This is a genomic window from Alcaligenes sp. WGS1538 (assembly GCF_043187505.1).
GTDB lineage: Bacteria > Pseudomonadota > Gammaproteobacteria > Burkholderiales > Burkholderiaceae_B > Alcaligenes.
This window is the reverse complement of the sequence record NZ_CP171109.1, coordinates 2,132,627-2,155,393: the sequence shown is the minus strand read 5'-3', so window position 1 is coordinate 2,155,393 and position 22,767 is coordinate 2,132,627. Positions and strand designations below refer to the sequence as shown.

General features: G+C 62.8%; 20 protein-coding genes and 2 pseudogenes. 17 read left to right on the top strand and 5 right to left on the bottom strand.

What is annotated here, in order from left to right:
- Positions 1 to 30 precede the first annotated feature (30 nt).
- Positions 31 to 552, top strand: coding sequence for a GNAT family N-acetyltransferase (locus ACF3ND_RS10030; RefSeq protein ID WP_394060015.1), 522 nt, complete (start codon positions 31 to 33; stop codon positions 550 to 552).
- A 36-nt stretch (positions 553 to 588) separates the two neighbouring features.
- On the opposite strand, the gene ACF3ND_RS10025 is transcribed toward ACF3ND_RS10030, so the two are convergent.
- Positions 589 to 1,350 carry an ABC transporter permease gene (locus tag ACF3ND_RS10025; RefSeq protein WP_394060013.1) on the bottom strand — a complete coding sequence of 254 codons (762 nt, stop codon included), beginning with the start codon at positions 1,348 to 1,350 and terminating at the stop codon, positions 589 to 591.
- Entirely contained in the window at positions 1,347 to 2,291 is a 945-nt protein-coding gene (locus ACF3ND_RS10020) for an ABC transporter ATP-binding protein (protein ID WP_394060011.1), read from the bottom strand. Before ACF3ND_RS10020 ends, ACF3ND_RS10025 begins: the two co-directional genes overlap by 4 nt.
- Before the next feature lie 49 nt (positions 2,292 to 2,340).
- On the opposite strand from ACF3ND_RS10020, the gene tadA reads away from it, so the two are divergent.
- From tadA to ACF3ND_RS09985, 7 genes and pseudogenes are all read left to right on the top strand, one after another.
- Positions 2,341 to 2,892 (top strand): tRNA adenosine(34) deaminase TadA, encoded by a 552-nt coding sequence (tadA, locus tag ACF3ND_RS10015; RefSeq protein WP_394060009.1) that lies wholly within the window; start codon positions 2,341 to 2,343, stop codon positions 2,890 to 2,892.
- Positions 2,893 to 2,974: 82 nt separating this feature from the next.
- Positions 2,975 to 3,928, top strand: coding sequence for an LD-carboxypeptidase (locus tag ACF3ND_RS10010; protein WP_394060007.1), 954 nt, complete (start codon positions 2,975 to 2,977; stop codon positions 3,926 to 3,928).
- Between the two features lie 76 nt (positions 3,929 to 4,004).
- The gene (locus ACF3ND_RS10005) at positions 4,005 to 5,603 is read left to right on the top strand and encodes an ABC-F family ATPase (RefSeq protein WP_394060005.1); all 1,599 of its coding nucleotides are present in this window, start codon (positions 4,005 to 4,007) and stop codon (positions 5,601 to 5,603) included.
- An 8-nt stretch (positions 5,604 to 5,611) separates the two neighbouring features.
- The gene (locus ACF3ND_RS10000; RefSeq protein WP_394060003.1) at positions 5,612 to 6,208 is read left to right on the top strand and encodes an IMPACT family protein; all 597 of its coding nucleotides are present in this window, start codon (positions 5,612 to 5,614) and stop codon (positions 6,206 to 6,208) included.
- Between the two features lie 79 nt (positions 6,209 to 6,287).
- Positions 6,288 to 7,067, top strand: a pseudogene (locus ACF3ND_RS09995) (aminoglycoside adenylyltransferase family protein).
- A gap of 149 nt (positions 7,068 to 7,216) precedes the next feature.
- Positions 7,217 to 7,783: a redoxin family protein gene (locus tag ACF3ND_RS09990; protein ID WP_394060001.1), complete on the top strand. Its 567-nt coding sequence runs from the start codon at positions 7,217 to 7,219 to the stop codon at positions 7,781 to 7,783.
- A gap of 25 nt (positions 7,784 to 7,808) precedes the next feature.
- Entirely contained in the window at positions 7,809 to 8,078 is a 270-nt protein-coding gene (locus tag ACF3ND_RS09985; protein WP_394059999.1) for a DUF2024 family protein, read from the top strand.
- Between the two features lie 114 nt (positions 8,079 to 8,192).
- Here the strand turns inward: ACF3ND_RS09985 and trxA are convergent, their stop codons facing one another.
- Entirely contained in the window at positions 8,193 to 8,573 is a 381-nt protein-coding gene (gene trxA / locus ACF3ND_RS09980; RefSeq protein ID WP_394059997.1) for a thioredoxin, read from the bottom strand.
- Between the two features lie 196 nt (positions 8,574 to 8,769).
- Entirely contained in the window at positions 8,770 to 10,062 is a 1,293-nt protein-coding gene (locus tag ACF3ND_RS09975; RefSeq protein WP_394059995.1) for an NCS2 family permease, read from the bottom strand.
- A 205-nt stretch (positions 10,063 to 10,267) separates the two neighbouring features.
- Here ACF3ND_RS09975 and tsaD point away from each other — a divergent pair, with 205 nt between their 5' ends.
- Positions 10,268 to 11,326 carry a tRNA (adenosine(37)-N6)-threonylcarbamoyltransferase complex transferase subunit TsaD gene (gene tsaD, locus ACF3ND_RS09970; protein ID WP_394059994.1) on the top strand — a complete coding sequence of 353 codons (1,059 nt, stop codon included), beginning with the start codon at positions 10,268 to 10,270 and terminating at the stop codon, positions 11,324 to 11,326.
- Positions 11,327 to 11,329: 3 nt separating this feature from the next.
- On the opposite strand, the gene plsY is transcribed toward tsaD, so the two are convergent.
- Positions 11,330 to 11,974, bottom strand: coding sequence for a glycerol-3-phosphate 1-O-acyltransferase PlsY (gene plsY / locus ACF3ND_RS09965; RefSeq protein WP_394059992.1), 645 nt, complete (start codon positions 11,972 to 11,974; stop codon positions 11,330 to 11,332).
- A 113-nt stretch (positions 11,975 to 12,087) separates the two neighbouring features.
- Here plsY and surE point away from each other — a divergent pair, with 113 nt between their 5' ends.
- The 8 genes and pseudogenes from surE (at position 12,088) to ACF3ND_RS09925 (ending at position 22,755) form a co-directional block, all read left to right on the top strand.
- Positions 12,088 to 12,828: a 5'/3'-nucleotidase SurE gene (gene surE / locus ACF3ND_RS09960; protein ID WP_394059990.1), complete on the top strand. Its 741-nt coding sequence runs from the start codon at positions 12,088 to 12,090 to the stop codon at positions 12,826 to 12,828.
- A gap of 2 nt (positions 12,829 to 12,830) precedes the next feature.
- Positions 12,831 to 13,652, top strand: a complete 822-nt coding sequence (locus tag ACF3ND_RS09955) for a protein-L-isoaspartate(D-aspartate) O-methyltransferase (protein WP_394059988.1) — start codon at positions 12,831 to 12,833, stop codon at positions 13,650 to 13,652.
- 23 nt (positions 13,653 to 13,675) lie between these two features.
- Positions 13,676 to 14,497 carry a peptidoglycan DD-metalloendopeptidase family protein gene (locus ACF3ND_RS09950; protein WP_394059986.1) on the top strand — a complete coding sequence of 274 codons (822 nt, stop codon included), beginning with the start codon at positions 13,676 to 13,678 and terminating at the stop codon, positions 14,495 to 14,497.
- 266 nt (positions 14,498 to 14,763) lie between these two features.
- Positions 14,764 to 16,065, top strand: a pseudogene (gene rlmD / locus ACF3ND_RS09945) (23S rRNA (uracil(1939)-C(5))-methyltransferase RlmD); the annotation flags it as partial.
- A 561-nt stretch (positions 16,066 to 16,626) separates the two neighbouring features.
- The gene (locus ACF3ND_RS09940; RefSeq protein ID WP_394059984.1) at positions 16,627 to 17,901 is read left to right on the top strand and encodes a hypothetical protein; all 1,275 of its coding nucleotides are present in this window, start codon (positions 16,627 to 16,629) and stop codon (positions 17,899 to 17,901) included.
- Between the two features lie 278 nt (positions 17,902 to 18,179).
- Entirely contained in the window at positions 18,180 to 19,205 is a 1,026-nt protein-coding gene (locus ACF3ND_RS09935) for a hypothetical protein (RefSeq protein ID WP_394059983.1), read from the top strand.
- Positions 19,206 to 19,320: 115 nt separating this feature from the next.
- Positions 19,321 to 20,613 (top strand): hypothetical protein, encoded by a 1,293-nt coding sequence (locus tag ACF3ND_RS09930; RefSeq protein WP_394059981.1) that lies wholly within the window; start codon positions 19,321 to 19,323, stop codon positions 20,611 to 20,613.
- Positions 20,614 to 20,823: 210 nt separating this feature from the next.
- The gene (locus tag ACF3ND_RS09925) at positions 20,824 to 22,755 is read left to right on the top strand and encodes a hypothetical protein (RefSeq protein ID WP_394059979.1); all 1,932 of its coding nucleotides are present in this window, start codon (positions 20,824 to 20,826) and stop codon (positions 22,753 to 22,755) included.
- Positions 22,756 to 22,767 lie beyond the last annotated feature (12 nt).

Genomic DNA, 22,767 nt, shown 5'->3' with positions numbered 1-22,767 from the left:
GCGGCCCGTGGCGGCCGCCGGCGCCGGTTTATGACCCTACGAATTGAACTCATGCGCGAGGACGATATTGATCACGTCCTGGTGGCGCAGGCCGATGTCTACGACCCCGACATCCTGGAAGAACGCAGCTTTTACCAAAACCGCCTGGACCTGTCTCCGAACAGCTGCTGGGTGGCGCGCGACAAGATGGGCGAGCTGCAGGGCTACCTGATCTCCTATCCCTGGGCCGGCGAGCTGCCGCCCGCCCTGGGCCATGCCTTGCCGGCCTTGCCCGACGATCCGGACCAGTGGTTCATCCATGATTGCGCGGTGTTGCGCCGCGCCCAGGGGCGCGGCGTGGCGGCGGCCTTGCTGCGGGCCGGCAGGCGCTACGCCTGGCATGCCGGGCTGCGGCGCTGCAGCCTGGTGTCCCTGGGCCCGGCGGTAGGCTACTGGGAGCGCTACGGATACCGGCCCGTCCAGGGCGTGGCGCCCGACGTGCTGGCCCGCAAGCTGGCGCAGTACGGCGAGCAGGCCTGCTTCATGGACTGCCCCGTGGACTCGCCCCCCTGAATCGCGGGCCTTCGGGCCCAGCAACTTGGACAGGCGCTAGGGCCGCAGGCGGTAGCCCGTGCGGAATATCCAGCTGACCAGCGCCAGGAAGACGGCCAGGAAGACCAGCGTCATGCCCAGGCTCAGCCAGACGTTCACGTCGGCCAGGTTGAAGAAGCTCCAGCGAAATCCGCTGATCAGGTAGAGCACGGGATTGAACAGCGTGACCTTCTGCCAGAACTCGGGCAGCATGTCGATGGAGTAGAAGGTCCCGCCCAGGAAAGTCAGCGGCGTGATGATCAGCATGGGCACGAACTGCAGTTTTTCGAAGTTGTCCGCCCATATGCCGATGATGAAGCCCAGCAGGCTGAAGGTCAGCGCGGTCAGTGCCAGGAAGGCCAGCATCCAGATCGGGTGGGCGATTTCGTAGGGCACGAAGCAGCGCGCCGTCAGCAGGATGATGGCGGCCAGGATCAGCGACTTGCTGGCCGCCGCGCCCACGAAGGCCAGCGTGACCTCGAAGTGCGAGATGGGGGCGGACAGGATTTCGTAGATATTGCGCGTGAAGCGCGGGAAATAGATCCCGAAGGCCGCGTTCGAGACGCTGTGGGTCAGCACCGAGAGCATGGTCAGGCCGGGCACGATGAAGGCGCCGTAGGACACGCTGCCGATCTCGTTGATGCGGTGGCCTATGGCCGCGCCGAAGACCACGAAGTAGAGCGCCGTGGAGATCACCGGCGCGACGATGCTTTGCAACAGGGTGCGGCGCGTGCGCGCCATTTCATAACCGTATATGGCCAGGACGGCGTGCCAGTTCATGCCTGCGCTCCCACGAATTCCACGAAGATGTCCTCCAGGCTGCGTTCGCGCGTCTGGATGTCGGTAATGCCCAGGCCGGCTTGCCCTATGGCCGCCAGCAGGGCGCTGAAGTCGTGCTCTTGTTCCCGGTCATTGAAGGGGTACAGCAGCTGCAGCCCGTCGGGGGAGAGCTGCAGTCCCAGCGCGACCAGCTGGCCGGGCAGGGCGTCCACCGGCTGGGCCAGGCTCAGGCTCAGGGTCTTGCCGCCCAGGCGGCGCATCAGGTCCTGCTTGGTCTCCACCAGTTGCAGCTTGCCCTTGTTGATGAAGCCGATGCGGTCGGCCATGTCTTCGGCCTCTTCAATGTAGTGCGTGGTCAGGATGATGGTCACGCCCTGGCTGCGCAGCTTCTTGACCAGGCTCCACATGCCCTGGCGCAGCGCCACGTCGACGCCCGCGGTGGGCTCGTCCAGGAACAGGATCTCCGGCTCGTGGGACAGCGCCTTGGCGATCAGCACGCGCCGCTTCATGCCGCCCGACAGGGTGATGAGGGGGTTGTCCTTCTTGTCCCATAGGGACAGGTCCTTGAGGATCTGCTCGATCAGCGGCGGATTCGGGGACTTGCCGAACAGGCCGCGGCTGAAGCGCACCGTGTTCCAGACCGTCTCGAAGGAGTCGGCGCTGAGTTCCTGGGGCACCAGGCCTATCTTCCGGCGCGCCAGCTTGTACTGGTCCACATTGTCCGCGCCGTCCACCGTCACGGTGCCGCTGCTGCGATTGACCAGGCCGCAGATGATGCTGATCAGCGTGGTCTTGCCCGCGCCGTTCGGACCCAGCAGGGCGAAGATCTCTCCGCGCTTGATGTCCAGGTCCAGGGGGTGCAAGGCATGGTGGCCATTGGCGTATTGCTTGCTCAAGCCGCGCACGCGCAAAATGGCGTGGGAATCAGGAGTGTTCTGCATGGGCAGGAAGGTTACACTTGCGGGTTGCTGACAGGGTAAGAATGATCGCATGGATTTGAAGTCAACAAGCTTAACACCGGATCCCCATAGGGATGTTCTGAGCGATGCGCAGGCCATGGCGCTGGCGCTGGAGCAGGCCGGACGCGCCGCCCGCATGGGCGAGGTGCCGGTGGGCGCGGTCCTGCTCGATGCGGACGGGCGTCTGCTGTCGGTGGGCGCGAACCGCACCATCTGCGACCAGGACCCCACCCAGCACGCCGAAATCGTGGCCTTGCGCGGCGCCACGCGGCAGGCCGGCAACTACCGCCTGCCCGGCGCCAGCCTGTTCGTCACGCTGGAGCCGTGCATGATGTGCCTGGGCGCCATGCTGCACGCGCGCCTGGCGCGCGTGGTCTGGGGCGCCGCCGATCCCAAGACCGGCGTGTGCGGCGGCGTGGAGTCTCTGCACCTGCACCCGACCCTGAACCATCACACCCGCGTCAGCGGCGGCCTGATGGCCGAGGAATGCGCGCAGGTGCTGCGCGACTTTTTCCGCGAGCGCCGCGCCCAGCAGAAAGCCGCGCGCCAGGCGCCGGCGCAAGGGCGGGATCAGTCCGGCTAGATTTGTCTTGGTACGGCCCTGCGTTAGAAAAATGCCTCCACGCTGCGATAGAATACCGGCACCCTCATCTACAAGGCCCACCATGAACATCCCCGAGCACGATCACCATCATCAGCACGACCACGGCCAGTGCGGCCATCTGGATCACTCGGGAATCTATCTGTTTTCGCCCTCCGGCCAGGTCCTGGAGCCGGAACGCCTGACGCTGGCGCAGCAGCGCCTGCGCGACATGGGGTTCACCGTGGATGCGGATGCGGACGCGCTGGCCGTGCACGAGCGCTTTGCCGGCACGGACGAACAGCGCCTGGCCGCCGTCCAGCGCTCCCTGGCCCAGCCTCATCCCATCGTCATGGCCACGCGCGGCGGATACGGGCTCAGCCGTCTGCTCGATCAAATCGACTGGCGAGCCGTGGCCGACAGCGGCAAGCATTTCGTGGGCATGTCGGACTTCACCGCCTTCAACCTGGCCCTGCTGGCCAGGACCGGCGCGATCAGCTTCTCCGGGCCGACCGCCATCGCGGACTTCGGCTGTCCGGAACCTGACGACCTGACCACGGAGCTGTTCGCCGAACTGATGCGCGGCGAGCTGGAGCTGTTCAGCTTCGAGTCCGAGGACTCGGACGCCGTGGACGGGCGGGGCGTGCTGTGGGGCGGCAACCTGGCCGTGATGTGTTCGCTGCTGGGTACGCCGTATTTCCCACAAGTCGATGGCGGCATCCTGTTCCTGGAGGATGTAGGCGAGCACCCTTACCGCGTCGAGCGCATGTTGACGCAGCTCTGGCATGCCGGCGTGCTGAACCGCCAGCTTGCCGTGGTGCTCGGGCGTTTCACGGAATACCGCCAGGGCCCCAACGACAATGGCTTCGGCATGGATTCGGTCGTGCGCTGGCTGCGCGAGACCGTCAAGGTGCCCGTGGTCACGGGCCTGCCGTACGGCCACGTGGAGGTCAAGGTCACGCTGCCGGTGGGCAAGCAGGTCGGCCTGGCCACCGAGGACGGCATGGCCTATCTGGTCCTGGACGAACACGAACACTGACGACGGGCACTAACGGATTTCGCGGGCGCTTGCTACACTAGCGGGTTGAATCCAACCTTTTGCAAAGTGCTTTTACGTGATCTCCACCGCTAATCTAACGATCCAGTTCGGCGCCAAGCCCCTGTTTGAAAACGTCAGCGTCAAGTTCGGCGAAGGCAACCGCTACGGCCTGATCGGAGCCAACGGATCGGGCAAGTCCACCTTCATGAAAATCATCGGGGGCGACCTGGAAGCCAGCGCCGGCAATGTTTCGCTGGATCCGGGCGTGCGCCTGGGCAAGCTGCGCCAGGACCAGTTCGCCTACGAAGACATGCGCGTGCTGGACGTGGTCATGATGGGCCACACGGAAATGTGGAGCACCATGCAGGAGCGGGATGCGATCTACGCCAATCCCGATGCCACTGAAGAAGACTACATGAAGGCCGCCGAGCTGGAGGCCCGTTTTTCCGAGTACGACGGCTACACCGCCGAATCGCGCGCCGGCGAGCTGCTGATGGGCCTGGAAATCCCGGTCGAGCAGCACAACCTGCCCATGAGCGAGGTGGCCCCAGGCTGGAAGCTGCGCGTGCTGCTGGCCCAGGCGCTGTTCTCCAATCCCGACGTGCTGCTGCTGGACGAGCCCACCAACAACCTGGACATCAACACCATCCGCTGGCTGGAGGACGTGCTCAACAGCTACCAGAGCACCATGGTCATCATCAGCCACGATCGCCACTTCCTGAACCAGGTCTGCACCCATATGGCCGACCTGGACTACGGCGAACTGCGCGTCTACCCCGGCAACTACGACGACTACATGCTGGCTTCGGTGCAGTCGCGCGAACGCGTGCTGGCGGCCAACTCCAAGGCCAAGGAGCGCATCAGCGAACTGCAGGACTTCGTGCGCCGCTTCGCCGCCAACAAGTCCAAGTCCCGCCAGGCCACCTCGCGTCTGAAGCAGATCGGCCGCCTGAAGGCCGACACCATCGAGGTCAAGCCGTCCTCGCGCCAGAATCCCTTCATGCGCTTCGAGCAGAAGAAGGTGCTGCACCGCCTGGCCGTCACGGTGGAAGGGCTGGGCAAGTCCTACGATCGCCCCGTCATCGGCAATTTCTCGGCCATGATCGAGGCCGGCGAGAAGATCGCCATCGTGGGCGCCAACGGCGTGGGCAAGACCACGCTGCTGCGCCTGCTGGCCGGCGACCTGGAGCCCGACCGCGGTTCGGTGACCTGGTCCGAGAACGCCGACATCGGCTACATGGCCCAGGACGTGTCGGACGAATTCGAAACCCAGGACAATCTCTTCGACTGGATCAGCCGGTTCCGCCAGGCGGGCGACGACGACCAGTCGCTGCGCTCGGTGCTGGGCCGCATGCTGTTCTCGGCGGACGACATCATCAAGCCCGTCAAGGTGCTCTCGGGCGGGGAAAAGAACCGCATGACCTTCTCGCGCCTGATGCTGGGCCGACACAACGTCATGCTGCTGGACGAACCCACCAACCACCTGGACATGGAGTCCATCGAGTCCCTGCAGCTGGCCCTGGAGAAGTTCGCCGGCACCCTGATCTTCGTCTCCCACGATCGCGAGTTCGTCTCGGGCGTGGCCACGCGCATCATCGAAGTGCTGCCCGACGGCAAACTGGTGGACTATCACGGCGGTTACGAAGACTACCTGGCTGCGCGCGAGCAGGCCTGAGGCCGCCGATGGCCTTGTTCACCCTGCTGGAGCCGGCCCGTTTCGAAGAGGACATCAAGAAAAGCCGCTTCCTGGCGCTGGCCGCCCCGGTGGACGGCGCCGCCCAGGCCCTGCAGTTCTTTCAGGAGAACAGCGTCCCGGACGCCACGCACAATTGCTGGGCCTACAAGATCGGCGCGGAGTACCGCTTCAACGATGACGGCGAGCCGGGCGGCACGGCCGGCCGCCCCATCTTGCAGGCCATCGAAGGGCAGAATTGCGATCGGGTGGCCGTGCTGGTGGTGCGCTGGTTCGGCGGCGTCAAGCTGGGCACGGGCGGGCTGATGCGCGCCTATGGCGGCGCGGCCGCCCAATGTCTGCGGCTGGCCGGCAAGCGCGAACTGATTCCCATGTCGCGGTTGCGCTGCCGCTGCTCGTTCAGCGATCTGGCGCTGGTCCAGTCCCGCTTCGAGTCCTTCGGCGTCCAGATCCAGGACGAGCAGTTCGACGGGGAGGGCGTCTCCTGGGTCCTGGCCTTGCCGGCGGACAAGCGCGCCGGTTTCCAACAGGCCTTCGTCAACATGACCCGCGGGCAGGGCGAGTGCGCGCCCCTCCAGGCGGAGTGACCGCGCGCCTTTGCCCCGAACGGAAATTCTCGGTCACACCTGTTTCCCTGCCGGTATTTCTGCTGCTAAGGTAGGGGCAATGAATTCCTTGCCTTCTTCCTGCCTGGCTGATCAGCTATCACGCATCCAGCGTGTGTTGCGCCATCGCCTTCCCGCCGGCCTGCTGGCCTTGTATTTGTACGGCTCCGCCGTGCAGAGCCGTTTGCAGCCCTACAGCGACATCGATCTCCTGGCGGTGGTGGATGCGTCTTTGCCGGCGGCTGCGCGCCTGGCCCTGATGCGGGACCTGCTCTCGGTCTCGGCCTGGCCCGGCAGCGATCCGCATTGCCGAGCGGTGGAATTGACCGTGCTGGTTCGTGCCGATGTCGTGCCCTGGCGTTTTCCTCCTCGGCGCGAACTGCAATTCGGCGAATGGCTGCGCGAGGCGCTGCAGGCCGGCCAGGCGCCGCAGCCGGAACCCGATCCGGACCTGGCCATTCTCCTGACCCAGCTTCGTCAGCACAGCGTGGCCTTGCTGGGACCGCCGGCCGAGGACTGCTTCGTACCGGTTCCCGTCCAGGATCTGAACGCCGCCATGCATCGCGCCGCGGCGCAATGGGAAAAACCTGCCGATTGGGCCGGGGATGAGCGCAATGTGCTCCTGGCCCTGGCGCGCATCTAGTTCAGCTTGTGCACGGGTGACATCGTCTCCAAGGACGCGGCGGCCGCCTGGGCTGCCGAGCGGCTACCCCAGCCCTGCAAAGGGGTGATGGAGCATGCCCGCGACGCTTATCTGGGCCTGGCGTCCGACCGGCTGGACCGGCAGCCGGAGCAGGTCCAGGCCTGCATTGCGCGCATCAAGAGCCGGCTTCCCGCCTGACCTCCTGGAAGACAGCCTCGCTCCAGGGGAAAATGGGCCAGGCGTCCTGCCTGGACGAAAAGGCATGTTTTACGTACGAATCGGCGCGGTCGTAACGTGTTCCTTCGTCATAATGGCTGCATCCGAGTCGTCGTCCAGCCCCAGGCGCCATGCAGCACAGCCGGGTCGGGCGCGGCCTGTTCCCGGGGGTGAACGCCATGTCCTACGAGATCGATGCCAGCGAGTGGCTCAACACGGAAGCGCCGCTCAGCCTGCGGGCCTTGCGCGGCCGGGTGGTGGTCGTCACGGTGTTCCAGATGCTGTGTCCAGGCTGCGTGCGCAACAGCCTGCCGCAGGCCAAAGGACTGGATGCGCTCTTCCCGCGCGAGGACCTGGCGGTCATCGGTCTGCACAGCGTGTTCGAGCACCATCACGTCATGACGCCGGCCGCCCTGCGCGTCTTTGCCGGTGAATACCGGCTGGGCTTTCCCATCGCCATCGACAGGCCGTTGGAGTCGGGCGTCATGCCGGCGACCATGAAGCAATGGGGTCTGGGCGGCACGCCCACCCTGCTGGTGTTTGATCGGCAAGGCGAACTGGCCTTGCGGCACCTGGGGCATCTGGACGATTTGCGGCTGGGAGCTTTCGTGGGCCAGCTCATCGCCCAGCGCAGGCCCCGGGAGGCGGGCCTGGAACCCGCGGATCAGAGGGATGGCGGCCCGGCATGCACGCCGTGAATTTTCCACTTGGCAAGGATACGTGATGAAAATTGCTGTTTTCGATACCTACGTGGTGCGTCCCGATGGACGCCGCATGCATTTCGATATTCTGGTGCATGACCAGGACGATGCCAAGGCGCCGGACGTGGTGCTGGATCATGGCCGGCGCTATCTGAGCGCCAAGGGCGTACCGGCTGATACCCTGAGTGCGCGCGAGTGCCGCTTTTGCCATACGGAGATCGCCTCGCCCGCAGTCGAGAACGAGATCAAGCGCATCGGCTTTGCCATCATCGAGCTGGAGCATTGCGACTAGGCGCATACGCCACGAAAAAACGCCAGGCACACAGCCTGGCGTTTTTGCTTGCGGCGCAGCCGTGCTCCAGCAGGCAAGCGCCTGTTCAGCGCAGGCTTTACCTGGATGCCGGAATCAGTTCTGGGTCTTGCCCTGCGATTCCTGGGCGGCGATCTCGGCGTGAACCTTTTCCATGTCCACCGCCTTGACCTGCTCCACCAGTTCGTTGAGCTGCGAAGCCGACAGGGCGCCGGCCTGGGAGAACAGCAGGACGCGTTCGCGGAAAACCATCAGCGTGGGAATGGAGCGGATGCGCAGGGCCGCGGCAAGCTCCTGTTCGTCCTCGGTGTTCACTTTGGCGAAGGTGACGTCCTGGTGCTCGGCGGCAGCGGCTTCGAACACGGGAGCGAATTGGCGACACGGACCGCACCAGGGGGCCCAGAAGTCGATGATGAGGGGTTTGCCGTCTTCGACGGCAGCCTGGAAGGTGGCCTCGTTCAGTTCGATGGTGCTCATGGGGAGAGCCTCCGCATTAAAAAATACCCCCACGCTGCGCCTTTGGCTTGCTGCCCCCCAAGGGGGGATTTTGACCTTAGGACGGCCTGGCGGTAAAAAAAAGCGGCTGGTGGACAGCCGCTCTGTTAGTCGTGCGTTCAGTGTAACCGCTTTTCCAGCGACGCCAAAGCGGCGCCCCGTTCGGCGGCAGGGTTATTCATTCCGCATAGACGCCGTACTTGATGATGAACAGGATGGCCACGATCAGGGTGGCGGGGTGGATGTCGCGCCAGCGTCCGGTGGTCAGCTTGATGACCACGTAGCTGATGAAGCCGAAGGCCAGGCCGTTGGCGATCGAGTAGGTGAAAGGCATGGCGAAGGCGGCCAGGGCGGCCGGCACGGCTTCGGTCATGTCTTCCCACTTGACCTCGGTGATCTCGCGCATCATCAGGCAGGCGACATAGAGCAGGGCGGGCGCGGTTGCGTAGCCCGGAACGGTGGCGGCCAGGGGCGAGAAGAACAGGGCCAGCAGGAACAGCACCCCCACGGTCAGGGCGGTCAGGCCGGTGCGCCCGCCCGCCTGCACGCCGGAGGCGCTTTCGACATAGGCGGTGGTGCTGCTGGTGCCCAGCATGGAGCCGGCCACGATGGCGGTGCTGTCGGCCAGCAGGGCGCGGCCCAGGCGGTTGGGGCGGCCTTCCTCGATCAGGCGGGCGCGCTTGGCCACGCCTATCATGGTGCCGGTGGCGTCGAAGACCTCGACCAGCACCAGCACCAGAATCACGTGGATGAAGCCGGTGTGCAGGGCGCCCAGGATGTCCAGCTGCATGAAGGTGGGCATCAGCGACGGGGGCATGGAGACCACGCCGCCGAACTGGCTGTAGCCGGTTGCGATGGACAGGAGGGTGATGGCCAGGATGCCGATCAGGATGGCGCCGCGCACCCTCAGGGCGTCCAGGGCGGCGATGATGAAAAAGCCCAGGATGGCGAACATGGCCCCGGGCTTGGTCAGGTCGCCCAGGCCGATCTTGGTGGCGGGGTTGGCCACGACGATCTCCGAGGTCATCAGCGCGATCAGGCCCAGGAACATGCCTATGCCGGCGGCGATGGCGCTTTGCAGGGACTTGGGTATGCCGCGTATCAGCCAGCCGCGTATGCCGGTGACGGTCAGCAGCAGGAAGATCACGCCGGAGATGAAGACCGCGCCCAGCGCCTGCTGCCAGGTGTAGCCCAGCGTGGCGACCACGGTGAAGGCGAAGAAGGCATTCAGCCCCATGCCCGGCGCCATGCCGATGGGCCAGTTGGCCAGGAAGGCCATGATGAAGGTGCCCAGCGCGGCGGCCAGGCAGGTGGCCACGAAGACCGCGTTGCGATCCATGCCCGTGGAGGACAGGATGTCCGGATTGACGAAAATGATGTAGGACATGGTCAGGAAGGTGGTGATGCCTGCCAGGACCTCGGTGCGGAAATTGGTGCCATGCTCAGAGAGTTTGAATAAGCGTTCAAACATGGTCTTCCCCTCGTGGTTGATATGCTGTCGGAATCCCTTGGAGCGTGTGCAGGCTCCAAGATGGATGACGGATTTTAACCGTCACGGACACACTGTGTTGCACTCTTTATGCCTGCACAATGGACCTTTAAGAGAAGCTTGGCAAGAGGTGGCGCACGGGCAACAATTTGCCGACCTCGCCATGGCGGCGGGGTAAAATAATCGAATGAATATTCTTGGATTTGAAAGTTCCTGCGACGAGACCGGCGTGGCGCTGGTCAGCACGGAACGGGGCCTGTTGGCTCATGCCCTGCACAGCCAGATCGCCATGCACCGCGATTACGGCGGCGTCGTGCCGGAGCTGGCTTCGCGCGACCACATCCGGCGCGTGCTGCCCCTGACCCGCCAGGTGCTGTCGCAAGCAGGCCTGGCGCTGGACGAGGTGGACGCCATCGCCTATACGGCCGGTCCCGGGCTGGCCGGAGCCTTGCTGGTAGGCGCCAGCGTCGCGCAGGCCATAGCCTGGTCGCTGGGCAAGCCCACCATCGCGGTGCATCACCTGGAAGGGCACCTGCTCTCGCCGTTGCTGGCCGAGCCCCGTCCTGAGTTCCCTTTTGTGGCGCTGCTGGTGTCGGGCGGCCACACGCAGATCATGCGGGTGGACGGCGTGGGCCGGTACGAATTGCTGGGCGAGACCCTGGACGATGCGGCCGGCGAAGCCTTCGACAAAAGCGCCAAGCTGATGGGGCTGGGCTATCCCGGCGGACCGGCCCTGTCGCGTCTGGCCGAGCAGGGCGACCCGACGGTGTACGATTTGCCCCGCCCCATGCTGCACAGCAAGGACCTGGATTTCAGTTTCAGCGGCCTGAAGACCGCGGTGCTGACGCGCCTGCGCAAACTGGAACAGGAAGAGGGCGGTGTGTCGCCGCAGCAGCGCGCCGATCTGGCCGCCGCCACGGAAAGCGCCATTGTCGACGTGCTGGCGGCCAAGGCTGTCAAGGCCTTGAAGCAAAGCGGGCTGAAGCGCCTGGTGGTGGCCGGCGGCGTGGGCGCCAACCGGCATCTGCGCGCCCAGCTGCAGCAGGCGATGCGCAAGCTGCGCGGCGAGGTCTTCTTTCCGCCGCTGGAATTCTGTACCGACAATGGCGCCATGATCGCGTTTGCGGCGGCCATGCGGCTGCGGCATGGCCTGGCGGAACTGGATGCGTCGCAGCACGGGTTCGCGATCCGGCCGCGCTGGGACCTGGCCAGCGTCAACGAGCCGCTGGCGCAGGCCGGAGCCTAGGCTTTATTTTTTCTGGCCGGCGCCGATCTTGCTTTCCTTGCCGGTCATGAGGCGGCGGATGTTTTCCTGGTGGCGCCACAGCAGCAGGGCGGCGATGGCGATCAGGGCGGCGGCGGTCGCGCCGCTCATGGGCCAGGCCACCTTGGCCCCCAGCAGGTAATAGAAGGGCACGAATACGGCGCTGACGATGGCGGCCAGCGAGGAGTACCGGCTGACCCAGGCGATGATCAGCCAGGTGGCCAGCGTGGCCAGCGCCAGCCAGGGCTCCAGGGCCAGAATCACGCCGATGGCGGTGGCCACGCCCTTGCCGCCCTTGAAGCCCAGGAACAGCGGGAACAGATGGCCCAGGAAGGCGAACAGGGCGCTGATGGCGGCCAGCGCCGGCGCCCAGCCCCAGGCGGCGATGGCCTGCTGGGTCAGGAACACCGCCAGCCAGCCTTTGAACGCATCGCCCAGCAAGGTCAGAACGGCGGCCTTCCTGTTTCCGGTGCGCAACACGTTGGTGGCGCCCGGGTTCTTGGAGCCAAAGGTGCGCGGGTCCTGCAAGCCCATGATCTTGCTGACGATCACGGCAAAGGGCAGTGAGCCCAGCAGGTAGGAAACCAGGGCCGTGAGCAAGGCGGCCGCAGCGAAGGGAAGGGCATTCATGGGATCGGAGCTCCACAATAATAGTTGCGCGGATTCTACCGGCCTTGCAGCAAAATACCAAAACCAGCGGGTACAATTCGCTACCCCTGTTAGATTTTTAACGGAAGTGAACGATGCGTATTCTGGTGTCCAATGATGATGGCTACAATGCGGCCGGGATCGAGGCGCTGCATCAGGCCCTGCAGGGCCTGGGCGAACTGACCGTCATTGCACCCGAGACCAATTGCAGCGGGGCCAGCAACTCCTTGACGCTGAACCGCCCCCTGTCGGTGCGCCAGGCCGCCAATGGCTTCTATTACGTCAATGGTACACCGTCGGACTGCGTGCACGTTGCCCTGACCGGGCTGCTGGACTTCCGCCCCGACCTGGTGGTCTCGGGCATCAATAATGGCGCCAACATGGGCGACGATACGCTGTATTCGGGCACGGTCGCGGCCGCCATGGAAGGGCACCTGTTCGGCATACCCGCCATCGCTTTTTCGCTGATCGAGCGCGGCTGGCCCCATCTGGACAGCGCCGCGCGCATCGCGCGCGAGGTCGTGGAACGCTGCCGCCGCCAGCCCCTGGCGCCCAACACCCTGCTCAACGTCAACATTCCGGCCGTGCCTTACGATGCGCTCAAGGGCCTGCGCGTCACGCGCCTGGGCAAGCGTCATCCTTCCGAGCCCGTCATCCAGAGCCGCACGCCCTATGGCGAGCCGGTCTACTGGATAGGCCCGGTCGGCCGGGTGTCCGACAGCGCGGACGACACGGATTTCGGCGCGGTCGAGCAACTGGCCGTATCGGTCACGCCGTTGCGCGTGGACCTGACCAATTACGAACAACTGGCCGGCATACGGGCCTGGGCGGAGTAGCCATGCGCAAGCCGGTCAACCGTTTTCCTTTTGCCGACGGCACGACGAATCGATTCGGCAAGTCCCGGCTGGGCAGCGGGCTGTCCGCCAGCAACAGCAACACGCGCATCGTGCAGCGCGGCCAGCTGCAGCCCGCGCCGGCCGGGGCGGTGTCACAGCAAGTGTCAACAAGTGTCAATCTTGGTTTGAACTCGGAACGCTCGCGTGGCATGATGGTCGAGCGCCTGCGCAGGCAGGGCATCGTGGACGAACGCGTGCTGGCCGCCATGCAGGCCGTGCCCCGCCACCTGTTCGTCGACGAAGGCCTGGCCAGCCGCGCCTACGAGGACGACGCCCTGCCCATCGGCTTTGCCCAGACCATATCCCAGCCCTGGGTGGTCGCGCACATGATCTCCCTGGTGTGCGACCAGAAAATACCTAACAAAGTACTTGAAGTTGGCGCCGGATGTGGTTATCAGGCTGCAGTTTTGGCACAATTGGTCAAAGAAGTTTACGCCATCGAGCGCATCAAGGGGCTGTACGAGGCGGCTCGCGACCGCATGAGGCAATTAGGCCTGTCGCAACGCGTTCGGGTGCTGTTTGGTGACGGAATGCAAGGTTACGTCGCCGCCGCTCCCTATGATGCTATCGTTGTGGCGGCAGCCGGTCCGGTCATTCCCCGAACCTTGCTGGAGCAATTGGCCGTCGGCGGGCGATTGATCGCCCCCGAAGGCACGACGCAGCAGCGCCTGGTCCTGGTGGAGCGCACCGGACAGGCCGGCTGGCGTCGCGAAGAACTTGAAGCGGTCCGCTTCGTGCCGATGCGGTCCGGAACCCAGATTTAGTAAGACATTCTCAGGAGATTCATATGCAGCATGCAGTCAGGTTACCGTTAACCGCTGCTCCCACCAACATTCTGTGGTCCTTGAAGCCACGTCATTGCCTGGTGGTGGCTGTGGTCGCCAGTACCCTGTTGGCGGGCTGCGGGAGCCGTTCGGCCCGCGCGCCCGTCACTGACATGAGCTCCTCGTCGGCCTCCTCCGGCGCCGTCAGCACGGCCTCGGGCACTTATGTGGTGCGGCCCGGCGACACGCTGTACAAGATCGCCCAAGCCCATGGCATGGAGGTCGGCACGCTGATCAGCCTGAACCAGATCTCCGACCCGTCCATGCTGCGCGTGGGCCAGGTCCTGCGCCTGGACGGCAATACGTCCGTGGCGGCCGCGCCGCCGTCCTCCTCGGGCTCGTCCCAGACTTCGCCTGTCAGCCCGGCCACGCCCATCAAGACCGAGACCCCCGCTTCCGCGCCCCGCGCCAGCGACGCCTCCCTGGTCTCCTGGGGCTGGCCTGCCACCGGCAAGATCATTCAGGGCTTCAACGCCTCCACCAAGGGCATCGACATCGAAGGCAAGGTGGGCGACCCCGTGGTCGCCGCCGCTGACGGCAAGGTCATGTATGCCGGCAACGGCGTGCGCGGCCTGGGCTCCATGGTGCTGCTGGGTCACAGCAATGGTTTCATCACCGCGTACGCGCACAACAACACGCTGCACGTGAAGACTGGCCAGCAGGTCAAGAAGGGCCAGCGCATCGCCGACCTGGGCCAGTCCGACACGACTTCGCCGCGCTTGCACTTCGAGATTCGTCGCTCGGGCACGCCGGTCAATCCCATGTCCTATCTGCCGGCCCGCTGATCGGCGCGGCAGCGTGGATGACAAAGCGGCCTTCGGGCCGCTTTTTTCATGCCGGCGCGTCGCTCCCGAGGCTGCAAGCGCCTTTTCCGGAGCGTCGGGCCTGCGCCGCGCAGGAGCATGGCTTGCAGCCCGGACTCGTTTGCCGGAGGGCGTGCGTTTTTTTCGTTCTCCGTGCGGCCTCATTGTAAAATTGCTTATTTGCCTGCATTTCGTCGAGCGAGCGCGCAATCTTCCGCGGGCCGGGCGCTTATCTGGATTTTTATCGTATGTCTGATGTGTTGTTGATCGAATCGCTGGATCTGGAAGGGCGCGGCGTGGCCCACAAGGACGGCAAAGTGGTGTTCGTGGAAGGGGCTCTGCCCGGCGAGCGCGTGCGCGCCGAAACCGTGCGCTCCAAGGATTCCTACGACAAGGCGCGCATGACCGAACTGGTGCAGCGCTCCTCCCAGCGCGCCGAGCCGCCCTGTCCGAACTTCGGCAATTGCGGGGGCTGCGCCATGCAGCACCTGGAGCCGGCAGCCCAGGTTGCGATCAAGCAGCGCGTGCTGGAAGACTCCCTGGCGCATATCGGCAAGGTCAGACCCAGCCAAGTCCTGCCGGCTCTGCACGGCCCCTATTGGGGCTATCGCTATCGGGCGCGCTTCTCCACCCGTTTCGTGCCCAAGAAGGGCGGGGTGCTGGTCGGCTTTCGCGAGAAGAACGGCCGCTACGTGGTGGACATGACCGAATGCCGCGTGCTGCCCGCCAAGGTGTCGGCCCTGCTGGGGCCGCTGCGCACCTGTCTGGCGGGCCTGTCGCGCCCCGACCGGCTGCCGCAGATCGAGCTGGCCATGGGCGACCAGGTCACCGTGCTGACGCTGCGCCACATGGAGCCGCTGACGGCGGACGACATTGCCCGTCTGCGTGATTTTGCCAAAGAGCATGACATCAGCTGGTGGCTGCAGCCCAAAGGCCCAGAGACCGTGCACCCGCTGGAGCGCGACGACGCCGGCAAGCTGGCCTACGCCTTGCCCGAATTCGACTTGCGCATGCCGTTCCGCCCCACGGACTTCACCCAGGTCAACCATGCCATCAACCGCAGCCTGATCTCGCGCGCGCTGTCCCTGCTGGATGTGCAGCCGCATCACCGCGTGGCCGACCTGTTCTGCGGCTTGGGCAACTTCAGCCTGCCGCTGGCGCGCCGCGCCGCGGAAGTGGTCGGCATCGAAGGCAGCGCCACCCTGACCCAGCGCGCCGGCGAGGCCGCCCTGGCGCACGGCCTGCAGGACAAGGCCCGCTTCGCCACCCTGAACCTGTTCGAGGTGGATGTCAAATGGCTGCGCGACCTGGGCCGCTTCGACCGCATCCTGATCGACCCGCCGCGCGACGGCGCCATGGCCGTGGCCACCGCGCTGACCCAGCTGGCCCCCGAAGAACGCCCCGAGCGCCTGGTCTATGTGTCCTGCAGCCCGGGCACCCTGGCTCGCGACGCCGGCGTCCTGGTCAACGAAGGCGGCTACACGTTGCAGTCAGCCGGCGTGGTCAACATGTTTCCCCATACTGCGCACGTGGAATCGATCGCGGTGTTCATCAAATAATAAAATTACATCGCTGGCTGCGAGGGCGGGGGCCTGCGCGCGTCGGACGACAATTAGAAGTTACGGAATCATAAGGTCCGATCGGCAGCGCCGGTCGGACCGCTCCGGAGCGATCGATTTCGCCTCTGCCCTGACTTTTCAGCGTGGGCCAAGTCAAAGCCATACCGGTGCAGTGCATCCGGCGCCAGACGCAGTTCCAGGCCCCGGATGCATCCGTCTTTGCCGCTGCTCACCTCATCAAGCAACAGCCGATCTTGCCGCGCCTGATCCCTGTCTGTCGTGACATTGACGCGCACTTGTCCGGCAATGTGCTCGGTCTGAGCTCGCCCTGCAAGAATCGGCGATTCTCTCAAAGCAATTCAGGTTCGCTGGTCTCTCGCATGGTTGAGCCGGAGGCGTTGCGTGCCATGGAACGTGAGACGTACGCTGGTTACCAAAATTCGCGGTGACGGCAACTGTACCGATATGGCGTGGTGCTTGTCGCTGTGGCCGAGCTGCCCGCGTTTCTGAACGTGGTTTTTGCGCCCGGTTCTCACCTTTTTGAAGAACATCATGACTGGTCCGACCCTCGGTGGCTCCGCCGTGGCCGCCTCCATCCTTGTCAATCCGATGCCCGAGCCTACGCTAGGTCGGCAGGATCTGGCGCCGTGTCCACTGGGAATCAACGGTAATCTGAGCTTTACGACAAGGCAAGGGGGCACGCCCCGTGCCCGCCGCGCCGCTGTGCTGTTATCGGATACCTGCCGCTTATTGGCCATGAAGTGGGCGGACTTGAAATCTCACGTCATCAGGGAGCCCGCGAGTGCGCGAGCGCGGCGTGAAGCCTTGATGGAAGTTCATGCCAACAGCCGCCGTATCGGCAATTTGCTGGGCAGCCTGACGGCCAAGGTGGATTTAGTGGGCGCGGGTATTGCTGAGAAGGACCTAGACAGAATGGTCCGAGCGTTGATTGAGCTGAACGTGCCGCCGACAGGAGATCTGTATTCATTGAAGGGGGCGAGGTACTGTCTGGATACTTACCTGGATGAATTAAACGAATCTGATTTTGATGCTCTGCGAGACGTGGTGCTGCTCGACGGACCATGCCGCACATACATCCTGGATAGCATCTCGATTCGTCCCGATGATCCGCTGCGCGCGCGGGCGTCGCGAGTGCTGGAAAATATTGCACAGGCCTTGAGTAAGCAAATGGTCCGGCGTGCTGTGCATGGGCCTATGTTGCAGGTTATTGATCTGTTGAATGCCCGGCCAGTGAATGGAGACGAGCTGCATGCGCAGTTGTTGCCGCTTTCCAGCTTCAGAACCATGCTGAAGGAATATTTGAGGACCTTATCGACCGGCGAGTTCGCGGCGTTGGCGAGCGCATTGCGGTCCGACAATCTGAATGCGGCCCTCCAGGCTCTGGCGCAGGTCAACGATCCCTGGCAGGCGGAGTCCGTCCTGACGCTAAACCTGGCCTGCATAGAATTGGGCCTCGAGTTCTTTCTGACACGGGCCCCGCGTAATCTGGTGTTTGGATATGGCAATCTGAACTCGGCTCTGGGGACAGGCAACAGGCTTGCCGTGGCCGATGCTTTGCGCTATCTGAGTGCCGCGGTAGAAGACGCCTGTCGGATCTACAGTGTGTTGCCTGACCCTATGAACATGAATATGAGACGGCAGGTCCGGGAAAGCATGGACCTGTTCCGGGACCAGCGGAACAATCCGCATGGTCCGCTGAATGGGCACTCACTTGGCGGATTGGACGATAGCATCCGCGCGAAGCTGGGTGATGCTGCTCGGGGTTTGCGCAACTTTGGGTTGGAGCTGGAGCCGCAAGCGTATTGAGGGTAAATAATAATTACAAATTAAAAGCTGATGTATAGAGCTTGGTTGAGATGATTGGCCGCTCATGAATTCTGCTGCAGCAATGGCTCTTCAGGCGGCCAGGGCAGGCTGCCGAGACAGGGCGCGATCGAGGAACTTGAGGTAAAGATCGGTTACCAAGGCATAGGTTAACCGCAATTGCGCCATTACAGCGCTGTGGATGTTGCCTTGGCCGGAGCCGTCCGCATTTCTGAGCCTAGTTCTACTATCCGGGCCTCATTTTTTTGAAGAAGAGGATTATGACTGGTCTAACCTTCAGCGGCTCCTACGTGAGCATGTCCATCTTAACTGAGCAGATGAATAGGCCCGCGCTACGCCGGCAGGACCTGGCGCCGTATCCTCTTGGTACCGTTGGCAATCTGCATTTCACGGCGCGGGAAGGAGGAACGCCCCGTGCCTATTATGCCGCCGTGCTGTTGTCGGATGCATGTCAGTCCTTGTCCGATAAGTGGGCTGATATGCAATGTTGCGCCTTCATGGAGTCTGAGGACGCGCGGGCACGGCGTGAGAGCCTTCGTGAAATTCGTGTCTACAGCCAGTGCATGGGTGAGCTGCTGGGCAGTCTCACGGCCAAGGTGGATAGAAACACGGAACGTTTTACCGATTCCCTGAGCCAGCCTAGGATCGGCAGCGCGCTCTTGGAACTGATCCGGCAGCCTGGGGGCAACCTGGACGATTCGGTGAGGAAAAGAAACTGCCTGGAAACATATCTCGATGAATTGAAGGTTGTGGATCTCATTGCCTTGCACAACGGAGTGTTGGCTTGCAATCACGCCCGCGCGGCCGTCCTGCGCCAGGTGCCGTCCGAGTTGTTTGCACAGGCGTCCGACGAGTTGAATCGGATCGGCGTGGCCGTAAAGCAGAAGTTCACACTAAAAGTGGTCCAGGAGCCGCTTGAACAGCTTCTCAAACTGTTGAATTGCTCGCCAATGGATCAGTTTGGGGCGAGGAAACAGCTGCTCGTCCTGAACAAGATCGTGAGCCAGTATACAGGCGAAGGGACGGCTGAGACGGCGAGAGACTCTTACTCGCTGAGGTCTTATGTCCAGCATTTGCCTTCGGAGCAGTTGCGGACATTAATGGGCCCTGTATCGAGCTCCCAAGCATCTTGGTTTCTGCGGCCGCATCCTGTGTTATTGATCACCATTCTCGACATGCGTTATTGCAGACGTGAAATAGAAATCGCTGCGGCCATGATCAGGAGCCTTGCCAGAGCCATTTCATCCGTTCTGGAACAGAGGGGCGAGGCCAGACTGGCAGATTGAACTGAAAAGTCGTGAATCAGCATCGGACTCTGGGCATGACGTTAACGCTCGAGCAACAGGTTGAAGCCAGCCTTGGCTTTGGTGTGCAGGCTGGATGATTTTCAGGAAATTAATTATGAAAGTTGCAGATTTTCCCGTCCCTGATTCTTTGGGCTCAGAGCGCTCCGCTTACATAGAGCAAGTTATCGATGATCGGCAGGGGTACCTGATACAGCGGAAAGACCTGGAACCCTGCGCGCTGGGAACGATAGGCAACCTAAGTTACTCTGTCCGCAATGGGGGCACGCCGCGCGCTCATTACGCCGCCATGTTGCTGTCGGATGCATGCCGGTCGGTGGCTGATAAATGGGCTGATATGACCTCTTACGCCAACGTGGAGTCGGCGCCTGCGCGGGCGCGGCGTGAGGTCATGCTTGAGGTGCGCGGCAACAGCCGTCTTATCGGTAATTTGCTGGGCAGCTTGACAGCGAAGGTGAACGAGACGGCGCAGGTCGTCAACGGCAGGGACCGCGTTCGAATCGCCCGAGAGCTGATGGCGCTGACTTTGCCGTCGCGTGGTGATCTTGATTCGCTAAAGGGAGCGAAGTATTGCCTGGATACATACCTGCACGAATTAACAGAGTCCGATCTTGTTGCTTTGCGCTACGGGGTGTTGAGCGACCAGAAATACTGTGAACATGTTCTGAGCCGCATTTCGGCTCGCCCAGGCGACATTTTGTACACGCAGGCGTCTCGGGTGCTGAAGAATGTCGCCCGTGCCGTGAAGCAGCGCTTTGCGCACTACGCCATACACAAGCCTTTGTCTGCGGTTATCGATATGCTGGCGGCTAACCCGGTCGATGGACGTGCCTTGCGCAATTATCTGTTGGTGATTCCCTACAATTCGGGCGAGCTGCGGGATTATTTCAAGTCCTTGCACATGGACGAGTTTGTTGCGCTGCTGAGCGTGTTCCGACCCGAAAACTTGGACTCCATTGAACATGCCCTGGCGCAGATCGACGATGCTTATCGAGATATGTCTCTCTCAGTACTGCATTCTTTTAGTATAGATTTGGACTATGAGTTTAATAGGCGGGTTCCGCAAGGGCTGTACATTTCGGAACGAGCGCTGTCCCATGCCTTGAGCGCAGGAAATGGGATCCTCGTTTCCGGCGCTCTATACAGGTTGAGTCTGGCGGTGGAGGACACGTGGCAGGTCTGCGAGATCTTATCTCGCAGTCACGTTAAAGCGGTGCGGCGCCTGATCCAGGAATGCATGGCCCTGTTTCGGGACGATTTGAACAATCCGGTGGGCCCGCTCAACGGGCATTCCCTGAGCAAACTGGATGATGACGTTCGCGCCAATCTGGGCGGCGCCGCTTCGAGCCTGCGCCGTTTTGGATTGGAATTGGAACCTGAAACGTACTGACTTCACCCAACGACGGGAGCGCTTAGCGCTCCTGGTGTAGCCAACAGCAATTTCGACCCGCTCGCTACTGACATAGTGGGCCTGGCGGCACACTGGGCGTTGCGATTGAAGGAACGCGAGGTGTCCATTGGTTACTCAATCATGAAGTCCCCTAAGCCATTTCAGGCAGTAGCGACAGGCGGATTCCGACGTTTTTCAAGGTAGTTGATCATGACCAGTCCAGCCTCCAGCGTGAGGATCTCGAATTTCTTCAACATGGTGGATGCGCAGCCCCAGCCGGCCGGAACAGGCTTAGGGTCTTATCCTCTGGGAGTCAACGGCAATCTGCAATACACTCCGGAGGCGGGCGGTACTGCACGCGCCACCCGCGCCGAGATTGCATGGTCGGGAATCTATCGGACTTTGGCCGACAAATGGACCGATTTCAAATCCTGCTTCATCTCCGCACACTGGCAGGTGCGCAGGCAGCGGGCAATTCTGGCTGAGGCCAGCCCGTTCGATGGCTGTATCGGCAATCTGCTGGGCAGTTTGACAGTCAAGGTAGACAGTCGGATGCGCCAGTTGGCCCATCCACATGACCAGACCAGGATTGTTCGTAGTCTGGTGCAGTTGAGTCTGCTGTCGGGAAGCAGACTCGATCCGTTGGGGGCAAAGAAGATTTGCCTGCGTGCCCACTTAAAAAAATTGAGCGATGCGGATCTCATCGCGCTGTACAGCGGCGTATTGAATAGACGGCATTGCCGGGCATCTGTGCTGCGTCAAGTGCCGGAATTCCTGTTTTATCAGGCGTCCGAGGAGTTGGATCGCATTGCCCTGGCCGTGAATCAGCGCTTCACCCAAAAAGTCGTGCAAAAACCATTCGTCCGGTTGGCCGGGCTGTTATCCGCCGACCCAATGGATGGAAAGGCGTTGCGGGAAACGCTGGTCGGATTGGCCAGAGGCCTGGGGCAGTTCGAATTCAGCAGGACGGGGCGGTCAATGTGGAGCCGTGATGCTTCCTTGGACATCTACCTCCGCCTTTTGCCTCCAGAGCTGAAGCGGCAGCTAGCGAGCCTGGTGCAGAGAGAAACACCCCTGGAGAAAGAGCAGGATCCCGCGCGCAAATGCGGTTATGCCTGCCGTATGCTCGATAGCATCCGCATGGGGCTGCAAAGACCCCAGTCCGCGCCACCGGTATCTGTCAGCCCCGGCTTTCTCGATGTTGGCCTGTCTGGCTCGTCTGGTCATCCGGACATTCAGCAGGAGCCTTTGCCGGCGCTGAAGCGCAAGGATCTAGCGGCATGCGCTTTCGGGGTCGTCGGCAACCTGCGGTTCACGGCAGTGGAAGGCGTTACGGCTCGCGCCAGCCGTATCCGTGTGTTTTTATCGGAGACAGGTCATTCTCTGGCCGACAGGTGGGCTTATCTGACATCTTGCTTTACCAACAATCCTCCTGAAGCGCGGGCGCGACGCGCGGAACTGGCCGCCGTCCGCATGAACAGCCATCGCATCGGCAATTTTCTGGGCAGTCTGACGGCTGTGGTGGACCGCTCCGCGCCGATCATCAATGCCAAGGATCACATCAGGGTCGCCCAGGCACTGAAAGATCTGAGCGTGCCGCCAAGCGGCGGCTTGCACTCGCTGAAGGGGGCGACGTACTGCCTGGACACCTATCTGAGCGAACTGAAAGAATTTGATCTCATGGCTTTGCGCCATGGGATATTGAGCGACGAGGCAGCTTGCCGGGATGTCTTGGACAAGATCTCAATTCACCAGGATGATCCTTTGCGCATGCGGGCGTCCCGGGTGCTGAATGACGTGGCGGAGGCTGTCAATCAGCGGCTGGCGCGACATGCGGTGCATCGGCCCATGCAGCGGGTTGCTGATCTGCTGGCTGCTCCTCGTGTGGATTATCGCAAGCTGCGCGCGCAATTGATGATGATCCCCAACGATACGAACATGCTCGAGCGCTATTTTCAGGCCTTGTCCAGGAATGAATTGATGGTGCTGAGGCATTCACTGAGATCCGAAGCCGTGAGCGCGGCTAAACATGTTCTGGCGCAGGGCGTTGGTGGTGCGCAGCATCAGGCTCTCGCCATGCTGGACAGCGTCCAGGTGCTGCTCATGGACGAGATTCACAAGCGGGCCGCGCACCAGAAGTAGCGGGCGGAAACC

Excerpts from the sequence above, each read along its gene's own strand:
- ACF3ND_RS09925 (WP_394059979.1), top strand. The coding sequence starts at position 20,824 with ATGACCAGTCCAGCCTCCAGCGTGAGGATCTCGAATTTCTTCAACATG.
- ACF3ND_RS09975 (WP_394059995.1), bottom strand. The coding sequence starts at position 10,062 with ATGTTTGAACGCTTATTCAAACTCTCTGAGCATGGCACCAATTTCCGC.
- tadA (WP_394060009.1), top strand. The coding sequence starts at position 2,341 with ATGGATTTGAAGTCAACAAGCTTAACACCGGATCCCCATAGGGATGTT.
- ACF3ND_RS09935 (WP_394059983.1), top strand. The coding sequence starts at position 18,180 with ATGACTGGTCTAACCTTCAGCGGCTCCTACGTGAGCATGTCCATCTTA.
- ACF3ND_RS10030 (WP_394060015.1), top strand. The coding sequence starts at position 31 with ATGACCCTACGAATTGAACTCATGCGCGAGGACGATATTGATCACGTC.
- plsY (WP_394059992.1), bottom strand. The coding sequence starts at position 11,974 with ATGAATGCCCTTCCCTTCGCTGCGGCCGCCTTGCTCACGGCCCTGGTT.
- trxA (WP_394059997.1), bottom strand. The coding sequence starts at position 8,573 with ATGAGCACCATCGAACTGAACGAGGCCACCTTCCAGGCTGCCGTCGAA.
- ACF3ND_RS09950 (WP_394059986.1), top strand. The coding sequence starts at position 13,676 with ATGCAGCATGCAGTCAGGTTACCGTTAACCGCTGCTCCCACCAACATT.
- ACF3ND_RS09990 (WP_394060001.1), top strand. The coding sequence starts at position 7,217 with ATGCAGCACAGCCGGGTCGGGCGCGGCCTGTTCCCGGGGGTGAACGCC.
- ACF3ND_RS10020 (WP_394060011.1), bottom strand. The coding sequence starts at position 2,291 with ATGCAGAACACTCCTGATTCCCACGCCATTTTGCGCGTGCGCGGCTTG.
- ACF3ND_RS09930 (WP_394059981.1), top strand. The coding sequence starts at position 19,321 with ATGAAAGTTGCAGATTTTCCCGTCCCTGATTCTTTGGGCTCAGAGCGC.
- ACF3ND_RS10025 (WP_394060013.1), bottom strand. The coding sequence starts at position 1,350 with ATGAACTGGCACGCCGTCCTGGCCATATACGGTTATGAAATGGCGCGC.
- ACF3ND_RS09955 (WP_394059988.1), top strand. The coding sequence starts at position 12,831 with ATGCGCAAGCCGGTCAACCGTTTTCCTTTTGCCGACGGCACGACGAAT.
- surE (WP_394059990.1), top strand. The coding sequence starts at position 12,088 with ATGCGTATTCTGGTGTCCAATGATGATGGCTACAATGCGGCCGGGATC.
- ACF3ND_RS09940 (WP_394059984.1), top strand. The coding sequence starts at position 16,627 with ATGACTGGTCCGACCCTCGGTGGCTCCGCCGTGGCCGCCTCCATCCTT.
- ACF3ND_RS10010 (WP_394060007.1), top strand. The coding sequence starts at position 2,975 with ATGAACATCCCCGAGCACGATCACCATCATCAGCACGACCACGGCCAG.
- tsaD (WP_394059994.1), top strand. The coding sequence starts at position 10,268 with ATGAATATTCTTGGATTTGAAAGTTCCTGCGACGAGACCGGCGTGGCG.
- ACF3ND_RS09985 (WP_394059999.1), top strand. The coding sequence starts at position 7,809 with ATGAAAATTGCTGTTTTCGATACCTACGTGGTGCGTCCCGATGGACGC.
- ACF3ND_RS10000 (WP_394060003.1), top strand. The coding sequence starts at position 5,612 with ATGGCCTTGTTCACCCTGCTGGAGCCGGCCCGTTTCGAAGAGGACATC.